The following is a 15,357-nucleotide window of genomic DNA, read 5'->3' on the forward strand; positions in this document are numbered from 1 at the left end:
TACTTGAGCGGCTGCAACATCTCTAGACAATTTTGCTATCAAAGGAAACCACAAGCAGCGAGTGTATTTTAGTAAGCTAAATTTTCTAAAGTTTCTCGTAAATAGCGCTGTATCTGTTGTTCAAGGCTGAGTTTTTGGAATTGAATATCGCGTTCCAACAACCAGCGCTGGAAACCAGAACTAGCTGCGATCGCACTCTTTAAATGATTCCAAATTTGAGTTTCATCAGAAAAATGGCGATCGCTAGAAGTTTGAATTGGTGACATAGGTTTTTTGTCCTTAGTTTTAGCTTAATTAATAGACTTATCCACACATCCTTGATTTTTGTACACCTATGTTGAAAATAGGGATAAACAGAACCAATGTTATATCTAAATTGACTACACCCCGCAATTGTGAAACCTTGCCAAACATATTATTAAAGCTAATACTTCTATGGCATTAAATTCTGTTTCATTTGTGACTAAAAGCGATGCGATGCTTACGGTAATTTGCTGAAGAAAATTATTTTGATTAAAACAACTAAACCTCGTCCAAGTTGAGAACTGGAGTTTTTCAAAAGGGAACGGGGACTGGGGATTGGAAACTCTTAACAGGGAACAGTTTAGGATTTGGGAGTAAAACCTAATTAAGAAAAAACTATGGGTTTCAAGTCAGACGCATTTTAAATAGCCTTTCATAAGTCTTAACGTTTTACAATATAAAGCTACAGACTTAGAAAATTTACTAATATGAGAGTAAATATTAATATAATTCTGGCTTGCCGAAAGCTCATCAAGCCAGAGAGAGATTTGCTAGATATGGGTTGACATGGAGAGTTTGTAAAAAACTTTCCATGTCCGGTGTTTAGCCTAGATACGAAGTGTCTACTTCCTCTCTTGCTAGCCACAGTTTTATCTCGCCGCAGCCGAGAGGGTACGACGCTTAGTCACCATCTGGTAGGCTTCAATAATGTCGCCTTCCGCCCAGTCACTATATTTATCAACGCCGACACCGCACTCAAACCCTGGGTTGACCTCGCGAGTATCTTCTTTCATACGCTTGAGCGAATCCAGAATGCCTTCGTAGACAACTTTACTACCACGACGTACTCGCAGCTTGCAGTTGCGAAGTAGTTTGCCAGATTGAACATAACAACCAGCAACAGCTCCGCGACCAACAGGGAAGACAGCACGTACTTCTGCTTGACCCAGGGGTTCTTCCACTAACTCTGGCTCTAATAGACCTTCCAAAGCACCTTGGATGTCTTCTAGGAGTTTGTAGATGATGTTGTATTCTCGTACATCTACGCCAGCTTCATCAGCAGCTTGTCTAGCACCACTTGCGTAGGTGGTGTTGAAGCCAATGATCACGGCTCCACTCGCAGCAGCTAGGTCAATGTCTGTCTGGGTAATTTCTCCCGCAGAAGCTAACAGCAAGCGGATTTGGACTTCGTTTTGTGGAATTTGCCTGAGCGATCCCACAATTGCTTCGACTGAGCCTTGGACGTCTCCCTTGAGGATCAAGTTGAGTTCTTTCAACTCGCCTTCTTGAGCCTGAGCAGAAATCGCAGCCAGGGTGACGCGACCTTGCATGAGACGGGATTGACGCTGTTTCTCGGCGCGATCGCTCGCTAGTGATCGTGCTTCTTTTTCAATGTGGAAGACCTCAAACTCATCTCCTGCTGCTGGCACATCACTTAAACCAAGTACCTCAACAGCAAAAGAAGGAGTAGCGGCTTCAACCTTTCTACCTCGATCATCGATCATTGCTCGGACTTTACCAAATACCGAGCCAGCCACGAGGATATCGCCTACTCGCAATGTACCATTCTGTACGAGCAGAGTTGCAACAGCACCTTTGGCTTTGTCTAAGTGAGCTTCAATTACGGTTCCCTTCGCAGAACGATCTGGGTTAGCAGACAGTTCTTCTACTTCTGCGACCAACAGGATCATCTCAAGTAGGGTATCGAGATTTTCACCTTTGATTGCACTCACAGGAACCATAATTGTGTCGCCGCCCCATTCCTCTGAAGTCAGACCATAATTAGTTAACTCTTGCTTAACTCGGTCTGGTTGAGCGCCTTCTTTGTCGATTTTATTAATTGCCACAACAATAGGCACTTCTGCGGCTTTGGCGTGGCTAATGGCTTCAATCGTTTGGGGACGGACACCATCATCAGCTGCCACAACTAAAATGGCAATGTCTGTAACTCTTGCTCCTCGCGCCCGCATGGCTGTAAAGGCTTCGTGACCAGGTGTATCTAAAAATACTACTTGCTGGACTTTGCCGCCATGTTCTACGTCTACGTGGTAAGCACCGATGTGTTGCGTAATACCACCCGCTTCTCCAGATGCTACCTTGGTATTGCGAATTGAATCGAGCAAGGTGGTTTTACCGTGGTCTACGTGACCCATGATTGTCACTACTGGTGGGCGTCGGTGCAGGTTTTCCAAATCTGCCACGTCGATCATTTCTGTGACTTTACGGGCTTCGGCTTCTGGTTCTTGGGTTTCGACTTCTGTGCCTAGTTCGTTGGCGATTAAAGTAATTGTGGGAATATCCAGACTTTGAGTGATACTCACCGCCATGCCTTTGAGGAACAGAATCTTCACAATTTCTGTGTCAGCAACTACTAAGGCATCAGCCAACTCTTGGACAGTCATTGTGCCTGTGACAACTAGTGTTTCAGGGCGATCGCGCTTTTGCTCCTGTGGGCGACGTTGTTGGTCACGAACTGCCGCAGTTGCTGGTTTTTTGGTTGGTTTAGGAGCAGCTGCAACCGCACTAGTCTGTGCTGGTTTGCCCGTCTTCGGTTTGGGCGGACGTACGATCGCATTACTGATTGCAACAGCAGCAGCAGCAAGCTCTGCATCTTCATCATCGAGGAAATCTTCTTCAAAGTCCTCTTCATCAACAATAGGCTTGACACGTTTACCTTTAACGCCAGTTTTAGCCTTGTTAGCTTCTTTGGCTTCGTCAATTTCTTCTTCTTGCCACTTTTTACCAATTTTTGGTTGGCGTGGAGGAGTGGGACGCTTAAGTTCAACAATTTCGGGAGTTTCTTCCTCGTCTGTTGTTTCTTCCTCTTGTCCTACCTGTGATTTTACTGGTGCTAGCCCAGGTTTTTGTGGTCCTACTGCTGCTGGTGCTGGTATTGGACGTGTTGGAGGCTTGGGTCTTGGAGATTCTCCTATGACAGAGGCACCTCTATTACCTTTTTGCTCCGACGAGGCTCGTCCTGCAACTGGACGTGCAGGTCTAGGTGGCTGTTGGGTAGTGTCTTTCGCTTCTGCGTTTGTGGCAGGCTGTGGTTTACCCTTACCCTTAACTGGCTCACGAGTCTGGTCGCGATCGCGCTTGAGGATCGGTTTTTCTGCTTGATGAGCCTGGGGCGTTAATTCTGATTTGTCCGCAGCAGGTCTTGTGGGTGGGGAAACCAGTTGTGGTTTTTGAGGCCTTTCTGGTTTTAATTTACTTGGTGCAGGGGAAGTTAGTTCTGGTTTTTCCTCTGCCATTTTTTCTGTGGGCTGGTGGTTGTTGGGCTTAGGCGTTTTATCTGCGTTGGTCACAGCAGTTTCTGGCATTGCCTCAGACTGATTTCGGGAAATAGGTCGAATAGGTGCCGTCGGCTTCATGGATGAGACTGGTGTGGCGAAGGGTCTGGGGGGTGAGAGCGGGTTAACTTCAGAAGAAGCAATTTCAGTATTGGTAGCAGCTGACGCCTCAAAGGCGTTGCCAGATTTGTTTTTGGGTGGTTGTGGTTTGCGAATTTCTAACAATTCTTGTTTTTGAGATGCAGCTGGTCGATGGTGAGATGGTATTTGTGTTGTATTGGGCTTATGACTAAATGCACCATGATGCTCTTTTTTTGGCATCTGGTGCGTAGCCGCCAGTTTTTCCGCTTGAGAACGAATGCGTTCTGCTTCGGATTCTGTGATCGTGCTGCTATGACTTTTGACCGCAATATTGAGCTGGTCGCAAATTGCTAATAGCTCTTTGTTATCCAAATTCAATTCCTTTGATAATTCGTAGATTCTAACTTTGCCGTTGTTCATCCACTCTTCCCCTTTAATTTACAGTTTTAGCGGATGGATGCCAGACAAAAGCGACATCTCCATCCTTTGATTACTGTTTTTAGGTTGCCGTTTTGTTGCCGGTGCCTCCAATCAGGAAAGAGAGATGTATCGGTTTAAGGCTGGCATCCCCACCTAAAACGATGGTTGACGCCGGACTGCGCGTGGGCGCTACCAGATTGCAATTTTTTTTGTTTTTGTTTTGCTGATTCTGAGTCTTCCACAACACATTAAGCGTAAGTCTTGTTTGGAGTGTTGTCTCGCCCCTTTTGGATATTGAAGAGCGATTTGCCAGACACCCTACTACTATTTTGGCACTAAATTCAAGCCTAGCTGAAAATGTAGCGATAGCCTTTAGGTACGGCTGCCGACACAATTTTTCAGGTAATTACCGCCAAAGCGATTAAGCTCGATTTAATTTTGGAGATTGCTTTGGGCTAAACGCTGCAACAATGTCTTATACAGTGTTTCTGGCACTGATGCATGTAGCGATCGCCCTAACCTGTTTTTTTTCTGAGCTGCACTTAGACAACTCATATTAGGGCAAATGTAGGCAGAACGCCCCATGCCCTCATCTAATTGTACCTGTCTAGAAGGAAAGACGCGGACAATCCGCCAAAACTCATTTTTTATACCCACTTTGCGACAACTAATACAACGTCGATAGTTTGGTTTCATCATTTTGAATCAGGCAGGAGGCAGGAAGTAGAAGGTCTAGACAAAATAATACTTACATTACCTATTTACCTGTTACTTATTACCTATTATCCGATCCCAAATATCTATTTTTTGTTTCATCGATATTTTGATGCACACCTTAATATCAGGGCTAGTTAATGTTTTAACTATTCTTCATCGGGATCGTAAAGTTCGTCTTCGAGTTCGTCGTCAATGTCCTCGTCCTCTTCAATATCCTGTTCGATTTTATTGTTTAAATCATCTTTTACTTTTAACTGTGGTTGATTTTCGTCTTCAAATTCCTCTTCTTCAAATTCCTCCTCTTCTATTTCATTCAATTCTGCGGCATATTTCGCTCTGGCAGCAGCAAATTTAGCATCTTCTGCTCCATGATCATACTTAGCTTTGTCTTTGATATCTATTTTCCAGCCAGTCAGACGAGCTGCCAAGCGGACGTTTTGTCCTTCTTTACCAATTGCTAAACTGAGTTGATCTTCTGCCACCAGGACATGAGTTTGCCTGGTTTCTGGGTCCATAAGGCGCACTTCATCTACTCGTGCTGGACTCAAAGCATTAGCAATATAGGTAGCAGGGTCTGGAGACCAGCGAATGACATCGATTTTTTCACCTCGCAACTCGTTGACTACTACTTGAATCCGTGATCCCCGTGCGCCAATACAAGCGCCTACTGGATCTACATCCCGGTCTAGGGTATCTACAGCAATTTTAGTCCGAGGCCCGACATGACGGGATGGGGGGTTAGCTTCCCTGGCCACGGCTACAATGCGTACGACTTCATCTTCTATTTCCGGAACTTCGTTGGCAAATAAGTAAACTACCAAACCAGCATCCGCTCTAGATACTAATAGTTGTGGTCCGCGTTGTTGACCTTGAGAAACTTTTTTTAAATAGACTTTGAATGTCGCACCAATACGATAATTGTCATTAGGAAGTTGTTCACGTTTGGGTAATTCCGCTTCTACTTCAGGCTGACCAAAACCACTGCTCACAGCCAAGATTACTGACTGACGCTCAAACCGTAAAACTCTGGCTTGTAGAACTGTACTTTCTAAATCTTGAAACTCTTCTTGGATTAATTGCCGTTGTTGATCCCGCAATTTTTGCGCCAAGACTTGTTTGGTTTGCATTGCTGCCATCCGCCCAAATTCGCCTTGATCTGGGGTAACATCTAATACTACTTCTTGACCCAATTGTGCTTCTTCACCTCCCATGTCTTGAACTTGTTGCAAGGCAATTTCATGGTCAGTATTGCTAACTTCTTCAACTATAGTTTTGGTAGCAACGACGCGAAAACCTTCTTCTTCTGCATCTAGTTGGACATCAAAGTTTTCAAAATAATCTTCATCAAATTGTTTTTTGTCTAAATTTTGAGCACGACGATAACGTTCGTAACCTTTTAATAGTGCCTCTCTAATGGCTGATTGCACCGCGACTCTAGGTAAATTACGCTCTCTACTTATACTTTCTATTAACTCTTTTAAACCAGGTAAACTAACCATTGACATAAGCAATCTCCTTAAATAATGAGGGATTAGGGACTGGGGACTAGAGACTGGGGATTGGGGAAGTAGAACTAAGGGGAGAAGGAAGAATGATTGAAGAAGTCTCTTCCTTGTCTCCCCTTTTGGTTGTCTTCTCCCGATACCCGATTACCAATCCCCTTTTCCCCTTATCCCTTTCCCCTTGTGTGATCAACGTTCATCCAACTGTACTTTAGTAATCTGAGTGAGGGGAATTGCGATCGCCCGACCTTTTTGATTTAAGTAAACAGATGTTTCATCCCGCCGAATTAATTGGCCAGTCCACTCTTGCTGTCCCTCATAGGGCGGGAAAGTGGAAACTATGACGGGAAATCCTTTGAAGGAATTAAATTCTCTGTCTGTTGTTAATTGTCGGGAGATACCAGGACTGGATACTTCCAAAACATAGGTATCTGGAATAACTTCTGTTGCATCTAGAGTCGCTTCTAAAGCGCGGCTCATCCGTTCGCAATCATCCAACCCAGTATCTTGGTGTGGATTGCGAATGTCCACCCGCAAAACTGGTGGACGTTGGTTTGTGTGAAAAACGACTCCAACAATCTCTAATTCCAGTTCTTGTGCTACTGGTATGGCTAAATCAATAATTTGTGGGACTAAAGGATGAGTCATGCGACAATTCCAACAAAAAAAGTGGGTACTTACCCACTTCCTGCGATAGGGATATCTTCCAAGAAGTCTTTGGACGAATCAAAGTTGATTCGCCTCTTTCTGAGTGTAGCGTATTTTTTTCAGGGCGAGAAGCAACAAATATTTATTTAGTCAAGAGTCAATTGTCAATTGCCAATTGTCAATTGTTATTTATTTTCCTGCCCGTTTTTTAACCGTGTAGTTTGCTCCAAAATTTTATTAAAATCCTCTTGTGATAGGCGTTCAACATAATTCAGCTTGATTTCCTCTAAAAAGTCTACAAGTAAGCCTTGTAGTTCTGAGAGTATATGTTTTTGTTGTATTTGCTCTCCTAAAGCTTCACGAAAGCGTTGTAATAATTGACTAGAGAGTTTTGCTGCAACAGGATCTTCCACGGTACTAACTAGAGCATTGTATAAATTAGTGGTGATTTGAGTTGCTAATTGTTCACTCAATTGTGTTTGTATTTTTGCCACTCCAGGTAAGTTTTGCAGGTTGCGGTAGACAGGGGAATTATTTAATGCATTTTCTAGGTTGTGATGTAAGATAGCCACTAGTTCTGGTTGAATTGTAGGCAAAACTTGGTAGACGATAGTTTGTACCAAAATAGCAGCGATCGCTTCCACTTCATTGACATTATTTATGTCGATATAAGGACGCAAATTCTCTTTTTGCAAAAACCAACTAAATAATTCGCCCCGATGAATAGAACCTTGTACCTGGTTAATAACTCTAACTACAACTATTTCAGTAAGATCTTCGGCAAAATTTGATACAACTCCTAAATGCATCTGCTGTCTAATCGGTTGCAAATTTAATATTTCTGCTTGATCAAGACGAATCATCACAGGTATGACTCTTAACCAGCGCCAAAACGGTATTAGTAAAAATAAGTCATACCAGCGCCACAAAATCGCATTTAACCAACTGAAACGTGGATAGCGGCGTTTAATATAATAACTACGAAGGAGTAATTCGACAGCAAATATCCAGACAAAAGGTAAATCAATTAGCCAAAAATAATCAAAATATTCACCATTTTCTCCAATGCTTCGATAGTAATTTGTAGCAATTAAAGGTCTTACTTGCTGATTAAAAAACATGATTTCTTTTGTCCAGCCATTTTGCAATAAATACTCCTGACTCCAAAAAATCTCAAAAGCTATTTTGGCAGATTCTTGTTTGAGGTGAGTACGCATTTTATTTTTAATTTTTTCCAATGTGCCACTTTTATTAGCTGAAGCAAAAGGATTATTTCCTATCATTTCAACACTCAGACGGCGTAAATCAGCTAGCTTATTTTTTACCTCCAGTGACTGTAAACCAGTTTTACTGACCTGATTTTTCAGTTCATCGATTGTGTCGAGATATTTTTCCGTTTCTCTATGAGGTTCAATACCTTTGAGTGGATCATAGGCAATCACAATTCGTGGTGCATACTGTAAATACCTATCACGCCAAGAAATATAACTTAAATTAAATAAGACTAAGCATAAATTAATAGTGGCAATGATTGCCATTACTCGTTCAAACCAGAGTTTGTAATTCTTTAGAGATTTTGAATAAGACATTATAGCTGTAAAGATTTTAAATGGTTAGGAGTTAGTGGTTAGTGAGTGATAGAAAACAATAAACTTACCAATAATCAACAAACAACCACCAACAAACAACTATAATTTATGTTGTTTTAGGTTTGTTTATCTATCTTTTTTTACTAAGTAGAAATACTTTTTATAAATTATTTTGTAAATTTTTTATACAAGTATTCTGATTTTAAACTGAATTCAACTCGTTTTAATCAAAAATCATTAATATTTCAGCCAAAGTATTTATATAAACTTAAAATGCATCTGTTAGTTCTGGTAACATCAATATTTTCCCGGCTTCATTGAAAGGAGTTTGAATTATGTGGTGTGAATTTGGAAAATCAAGCTTTAGTGTAGCTGCCGTTTGTATAGTAACTGTGGCAACAAGTGCAGCGATCGCACAAACACCAACGACTGTGCGCCAGCAAATCTATACTCCCCAGCAATTTCGTAGTGTACTGCAAGGATTAGGTTATAAAGTTACGGTATCAAATGCACCCTTAACAGATGCAGAAACTAAAAAAGCAGTTCAAGAATTTCAAAAGGGTTATAGACTACAACCAGTCGATGGCATAGCTGGGCCAAAAACTCAAGCTTATGCAGCAAATATTGTCAAGATTTTACAGGCAAATCTGAATCTGGTAACTAAGCCAAATCCTGCTCTACCTAAAAACTCATTTTACGGGCCTCAAACCCAATCCGCAGTCAAAGTTTATCAGAAAAAACTACAGCTTCCCCAAACAGGAATTGCTGATTTAGCATTGCGCCAGAGACTTGACAAAGATGCTAAGAAAATACTTCAAAATCCATCAGTAGCACCATCATCTACACCACCAACACCAACATCGACACCAACGACAACCCCATCACCCACACCAACATCGACACCAACGACAACCCCATCACCCACACCAACATCAACAGCAACACCTACGACAACACCTACAACAACCCCATCGCCAACCCCAACATCAACAGCAACACCTACGACAACACCTACGACAACCCCGTCACCCACACCAACATCAACACCTACAACAACCCCATCACCCACACCAACATCAACACCTACAACAACCCCATCACCCACACCAACCCCAACATCAACAGCAACACCTACGACAACACCTACAGCAACCCCGTCACCCACACCTTAGACTAAATAAAGTAACAGGAATTGGGAATTGGGAATTGGGGACAAGGGGGACAAGGGTGAATTATTTAACAAGTCTTTCCCCAATAATGTCCCATCTAAGTACCAACTCCTAACTAACACATTTTATAACCCTTATATAGCAAGGCTTTTAGCTAAACAATAAAAATGTGTTTGTTTCATTTGTTGCGAGAGGGGTTTAATACTTTTGATTTTTGACTTTTGACTTTTGACTTTTGACTTCCCCCTTGTAGGGCGCTCATTTAATTCGGTTCTTCTAGGGGTCTACCTTTGGGAACTGGTAGTATGGGGCGACGGTCATCATAAGGCATGGGGATGTACTGTACTGTTGGGCGTCCGCCTTGAGGTTGCGGATACAACTCCATCAGGTCGTAAACTATACGGGGCAGTCCGACTGTTACGGGCAGCCCCATCTCTGTTGCTTCTTCAACCGTAATTGGGTAGTCATGAGTAACGCGCCCTGTTGTTAAGGCTTCAACAATTTTTTCAATATCTTCTGGCTTAACTTTTTGTTTAGGTACATAGTCTTTTAGTAGAGTCCGCACAAAGCGCTGCACCTGTTGCATCGCCTTACGCGATAAGTCAGCCATAATCAGTGTTTGATCATCAATTTCACTGATGGGTTTATCTTCTACAATTTTTAAAATACTTGCCGCCGGGAAATTACCAAGTTGGGGATCAACAGGCCCTAAAACAGCATTGGCATCCATAACAATTTCGTCAGCAGCCAGGGCAAGCATAGTACCGCCACTCATAGCATAGTGGGGTACAAAAACTGTAACTTTAGAGGGATGACGAATTAATGCCCTAGCAATTTGTTCGGTAGCCAAAACCAAACCACCAGGAGTATGTAAAATTAAGTCAATTGGCACATCTGGCGGAGTGAGACGAATTGCCCGCAGAATTTGTTCTGAGTCTTCAATAGTTATGTAGCGTGATAGGGGAATTCCCAGTAAACTAATTGACTCTTGGCGGTGAATCAGAAAAATTGCTCTGCTTTTACGTTGCTGCTGAAATTCTTGAAGTGCGCGGAAACGTCGATATTCCATCTGACGTTTCTGCCAAATCGGTTGAAAAGACGAAAAAAGCAGAAATATCAAGAATAAATCACCGATACCTAAACTCATAGGTTTTTAATATTTAAAAATAACGGTTTGCCGTCATTATTGTCCCAATTTTTGAGAATTGCCAGCTCTATCTGAAGAAACAAAAGCCTACTAGGGATCGGGGATTGGGGACAAGGAGAACTTGTCAGTTAAAAGATCACTGTTAACTGTTAACTGATTTATACTTAATCCTCGATCCCTTGTCCCCGATCTTTGATCTCCTTCACCTACACCGCCAAATTTTTATGGTGTCGTCATCACTACCACTTACTAAAGTTTGCCCACTTGGACTATAGGTGACAGACCGGATATAGTTCAAATGACCAGTCAATGTGTAAACTTCTTTACCTGTACTGATATGCCAAATCTTGATAGTTTTGTCCCAACTACCACTTACTAAACACTGTCCATCAGGACTAAAGGCAAGTGACCATACTGAGTTAGAATGACCTGCGAGAGTGCAAATTTCTTGACCTGTACTTACTAGCCATAGCTTGATAGTAGAGTCTGCGCTGCCACTGGCGATCATTTCGCCATCTGGACTGAAGGCGATCGCATTCACAAAAAATGAATGTCCCCTCAAAGTGCGAATTTCTTGACCTGTATTGATGTACCACAGCTTGACAGTGTAATCAGCACTACCACTGGCAATCACTTCTCGATTCGGACTCCAAGCAACAGACCAAACAGTATCAGTATGGCCAACAAAAGTCCGAATTTCTCTACCCGTACTCACTTGCCATAGTTTTATTTTACAATCAGCACTGCCACTAACGAGCATTTGTCCATTCGGACTAAAGCTAACAGAATTAACGCAATTGCTGTGACTCCTCAGAGTACGAATTGCTTTGCCAGAACTAATCAACCACAATTTAATCGTCTCATCCCAACCCGCACTAGCAAGAATTTCTCCATCTGGGCTAAAGGTAACACTACTAACCATACTGGAATGGCCAGAAAACCAACGACCAAGGCTACGCAGTAACTTACCACTATCGAGCTGCCACAGTTTGATCGTGGTGTCACTACTACCACTTGCTAAAAGCTGTCCGTCACCACTAACTGCTACAGTTTGCACCATGCTGGCATGACCTTTGAGAGTATTTACACACTCCCATTCCCCTTGATTCAATAAAGTGGTAGTTTGAGTGTGGGTGTTTGGAGTGATAATTTGTGTAGGAGGTACAGAAGAATCTTCTTCAAATTCACTATTTAGTAGATTTAACCAGTCTTGTACACTTTGAGGACGCTGTTTGGATTGCAATTCCATACCGCGCAGAATTGCCAAATTTACTTTGTGACTAAGATTGGGATTGTAGTACTGTGGTGGTCTTAAAGAAATATTACGCCGTCTCTCCTCCGCACTGGTTGGTATGATCCCAGTCACCAAACTATATAAGGTAGCTGCTAAACCATAAACATCGATGTATTCTCCTCGTGGTGCTTCCAATTCGTATTGTTCTGGAGGGGCAAAACCAGGAGTACGATAGACTGTATGTTTTTGTACAACATTGGGAATAAATTCTCTGGCAATACCAAAGTCAATCAAAACAGCTTCTAATTTATCGTTACGAAGCATAATATTGCGTGGCTTTATGTCCCGATGTAGCAAGCCTTTGCGGTGAATCATGGCTACAGCAGCGCCCACTTGGCGTATGTAAAGCAGTGCTTCTGCTTCTGGTAATATTCCTAGTCGCTGTAGGCGCTTACCCATATCTTCGCCTTCGATGTACTCCATCACCATACAAGGCATATTTGCTTCATCAAAGATATTTTCTATTTGGACTATGTGCGGATGGCGACACACAGCCAATCTCACAGCTTCATCTCTAAAATCAAGCTTTAACTTGTCTCGGTGCGGTTTCCAGGCGGGGTTATTGAAAATTTCTTCCTTTAAGGTTTTTATAACCCGTAGTTCTCCATGTTTAGTTGTGGCGAGGTAAGTGATACCAATTCCACCCTCACCTAGTTTGCTTTGGATTATATATCGTCCCCCAAACAACCGTTGTCCTGGATTCCAAACCATTAGTAATAATTGCTAAATCTGCTATTTATTTTGACCGATAATTCCTTAATGGTACAAGCTCTCAGATTCCATAGGGAAGTAATCTAAAATCTAACTTGAAAAAGGGGTGTAGGGGAATAAAGGTATAGGGGTGTAAGAAGAGTTATATTTTATTCACCCTGGTGTATACAATTCATGATGGCTACTTATTAAAATTATTAATATTTATCTTGCGTAATTTTTGTATTTTGGGGTGTAGAACCTAATGTTTATTTTTAGATTGCTTTTTGTTAATAAAAAATATATTTTATATCTGGAACACTGGAATCGGATTATGTAGTTTTAATCATTCCTGCTAAAACCGAGATATGACCACAATGTTAAAAAGTCTGAAATTGAGACAAAAGTTTACGATCCTACTAATTCTTATTCTTGTGTTTGGCTTGGGTTTGAGTGGATTCAGTTTATCTTCGTTACTCAAGCAAAATGCTAAACAAGAAATCGCTAACAATGCTTTGTCACTGATTGAAACAATTAGTGCTTTACGTGAGTATACAGTTTCTCAAGTCACGCCGGAATTACTTGATAAATTGGAAACGAAATTTTTGCCACAAACGGTATCTGCTTATTCCGCCAAAGAAGTATTTGAAATTTTGCGAAAAAAACCAGAATATAAAGAATTTTTCTATAAAGAAGCAGCACTTAATCCTACAAATTTAAGGGATAAAGCTGATACTTTTGAGTCGGATATTATCAAGCGTTTTATTGATGAAAAAGATTTAAAAGAATTAAGTGGTTTTCGTTCATTACCTGGTGGAGATATTTTCTATATTGCTCGTCCACTTAAACTGACTCAACAAGCCTGCTTGAGGTGTCACAGTACTCCTGATGTTGCACCGAAAACGATGATTGAGCGTTATGGCGCAGAAAATGGATTTGGATGGCAGTTGAACAGTATCATTGGCGCACAGATAATTTCTTTGCCAGCTAGCAAAGTTATTGAAAAAGCACATAAATCTTCTTTTGTAATTATTCTAATTGTCTCTGCTGTTTTTATTTGTGTTGTTCTTTTAGTCAATATTTTCTTAGAACGTCAAGTTATTCGCCCTTTAAAACGTCTAACTCGTGTAGCTGAGGAAGTTAGCACAGGACACATGGATGTTGAATTTAAACAAATAACTAATGATGAAATTGGTAATCTCGCCAAGGCTTTTAAACGCATGAAGTTAAGTTTAGAAATGGCGATGAAACGACTGAAAAGAAATACTGGTACTACAGAAAATTAATATTTACAAATAAAGAATAAAAAATATGTTACATATCTCAATTGAGGCAAGATTGGCAAATATAATTAACTACCTACAATTATTTGCCAGACATTACGAACTATATAAATATAAAAGTTAGCTAACATGATATTATACGCCTAAATCTATGTTAAAAAATTTACGACTGAAACAAAAAGTTACGATTTTATTACTTGTAATTCTGACATTTGGCTTAAGTTTGAGCGGTTTGGCTTTATCTTCTGTTTTAAGGCAAAATGCCAAACAAGAAATTACCTCTACAGCTTTGATGTTGATGGAAACTATGATTGCTGTCCGCCAGTACACTAGCAATCAAGTTAATCCAGAACTTGTTGATCAATTGGAAACTGAGTTTCTACCGCAATCAGTACCTGGTTACTCAGCACGGGAAGTCTTTGAGAATTTGCGACAAAAACAAGATTATCGAGAGTTCTTTTACAAGGAAGCAACCTTAAACCCTACTAATTTGCGGGATAAGGCTGATAGTTTTGAGACACAAATTGTCAATAGTTTCCGGGGTAACAAAAATTTAAAAGAAGCAAGTGGATTTCGATCGCTTCCTGGTGGAGATATTTTTTACATTGCTCGTCCACTTGCTGTTTCTGCTCCAAAATGCCTAGAATGCCACAGTACGCCAGAGCAAGCACCAAAAAGTATGCTAGACCGCTATGGTACAGCTAACGGTTTTAACTGGAAATTAGATGAAATTGTGGGCGCGCAAATAATTTCTGTACCAGCTAGCAGAGTAATTCAAAAAGCAAATCAATCTTCTGTATTAATTGTTGGGCTTGTATCTCTTGTTTTTGTGATCGTAATTGTCTTAGTTAACATCTTTTTGAATCGACAAGTAGTTCTTCCTCTCAAACGCATCACTCGTGTAGCGGAAGAAGTCAGCACAGGACATATGGAGGTTGAGTTTGATCAGTTATCTAATGATGAAATTGGTAATCTCGCCAAAGCTTTTAAACGCATGAAGTTAAGTTTAGAAATGGCGATGAAACGGCTCAAACGTCCTCCTGGAAATACACATGGTACAGGAGGTATGGGGAGTACTGGAAGTAGTGACTACCCTCAAAGGTGAATGTTATTCTATTTTTGATTTTTGATTTTTGATTTTTGATTGACTCCACAATCAAGAAATACCTGGCGACTAGAAGTCACGCTACACAAACATAGCCTGCGTAGGCAGGCTATTTATATAAAATACTTTATTGACGTACTCCCTGGACTAAAGCCGCAGGGATTCTCAAATGATGT

Annotated in this window: 11 protein-coding genes; 3 read left to right on the forward strand and 8 right to left on the reverse strand. The window is 41.2% G+C overall.

The window, feature by feature from the left end; all coding sequences use genetic code 11:
* Positions 1–68: 68 nt before the first annotated feature.
* The 6 genes from AC5JMK_RS19640 to AC5JMK_RS19665 form a co-directional block, all read right to left on the reverse strand.
* Positions 69–266, reverse strand: a complete 198-nt coding sequence (locus AC5JMK_RS19640; protein WP_495910854.1) for a hypothetical protein — start codon at positions 264–266, stop codon at positions 69–71.
* A 627-nt stretch (positions 267–893) separates the two neighbouring features.
* Positions 894–4,037 carry a translation initiation factor IF-2 gene (infB, locus tag AC5JMK_RS19645; protein ID WP_096676853.1) on the reverse strand — a complete coding sequence of 1,048 codons (3,144 nt, stop codon included), beginning with the start codon at positions 4,035–4,037 and terminating at the stop codon, positions 894–896.
* Between the two features lie 432 nt (positions 4,038–4,469).
* Entirely contained in the window at positions 4,470–4,733 is a 264-nt protein-coding gene (locus tag AC5JMK_RS19650) for a YlxR family protein (protein ID WP_096676852.1), read from the reverse strand.
* Between the two features lie 167 nt (positions 4,734–4,900).
* Positions 4,901–6,253: a transcription termination factor NusA gene (gene nusA / locus AC5JMK_RS19655; protein WP_096676851.1), complete on the reverse strand. Its 1,353-nt coding sequence runs from the start codon at positions 6,251–6,253 to the stop codon at positions 4,901–4,903.
* 192 nt (positions 6,254–6,445) lie between these two features.
* The gene (gene rimP, locus AC5JMK_RS19660; RefSeq protein WP_096676850.1) at positions 6,446–6,904 is read right to left on the reverse strand and encodes a ribosome maturation factor RimP; all 459 of its coding nucleotides are present in this window, start codon (positions 6,902–6,904) and stop codon (positions 6,446–6,448) included.
* Between the two features lie 185 nt (positions 6,905–7,089).
* Positions 7,090–8,493 carry a hypothetical protein gene (locus AC5JMK_RS19665; RefSeq protein WP_096676849.1) on the reverse strand — a complete coding sequence of 468 codons (1,404 nt, stop codon included), beginning with the start codon at positions 8,491–8,493 and terminating at the stop codon, positions 7,090–7,092.
* A gap of 335 nt (positions 8,494–8,828) precedes the next feature.
* Here AC5JMK_RS19665 and AC5JMK_RS19670 point away from each other — a divergent pair, with 335 nt between their 5' ends.
* On the forward strand, positions 8,829–9,665 hold the full coding sequence (locus tag AC5JMK_RS19670; RefSeq protein WP_096676848.1) for a peptidoglycan-binding domain-containing protein: 837 nt from the start codon (positions 8,829–8,831) through the stop codon (positions 9,663–9,665).
* A gap of 259 nt (positions 9,666–9,924) precedes the next feature.
* On the opposite strand, the gene AC5JMK_RS19675 is transcribed toward AC5JMK_RS19670, so the two are convergent.
* Together AC5JMK_RS19675 and AC5JMK_RS19680 are read right to left on the reverse strand one after the other, a co-directional pair.
* Positions 9,925–10,809 carry an SDH family Clp fold serine proteinase gene (locus AC5JMK_RS19675; RefSeq protein ID WP_096676847.1) on the reverse strand — a complete coding sequence of 295 codons (885 nt, stop codon included), beginning with the start codon at positions 10,807–10,809 and terminating at the stop codon, positions 9,925–9,927.
* Positions 10,810–11,011: 202 nt separating this feature from the next.
* The gene (locus AC5JMK_RS19680) at positions 11,012–12,814 is read right to left on the reverse strand and encodes a serine/threonine-protein kinase (protein WP_096676846.1); all 1,803 of its coding nucleotides are present in this window, start codon (positions 12,812–12,814) and stop codon (positions 11,012–11,014) included.
* Between the two features lie 356 nt (positions 12,815–13,170).
* Between AC5JMK_RS19680 and AC5JMK_RS19685 the strand changes: the two genes are divergently transcribed.
* On the forward strand, positions 13,171–14,079 hold the full coding sequence (locus tag AC5JMK_RS19685; RefSeq protein WP_096679085.1) for a c-type heme family protein: 909 nt from the start codon (positions 13,171–13,173) through the stop codon (positions 14,077–14,079).
* Positions 14,080–14,227: 148 nt separating this feature from the next.
* Positions 14,228–15,181 (forward strand): c-type heme family protein, encoded by a 954-nt coding sequence (locus tag AC5JMK_RS19690; RefSeq protein WP_495910855.1) that lies wholly within the window; start codon positions 14,228–14,230, stop codon positions 15,179–15,181.
* Positions 15,182–15,357: the final 176 nt, after the last annotated feature.

Source organism: Pelatocladus sp. (assembly GCF_059505505.1).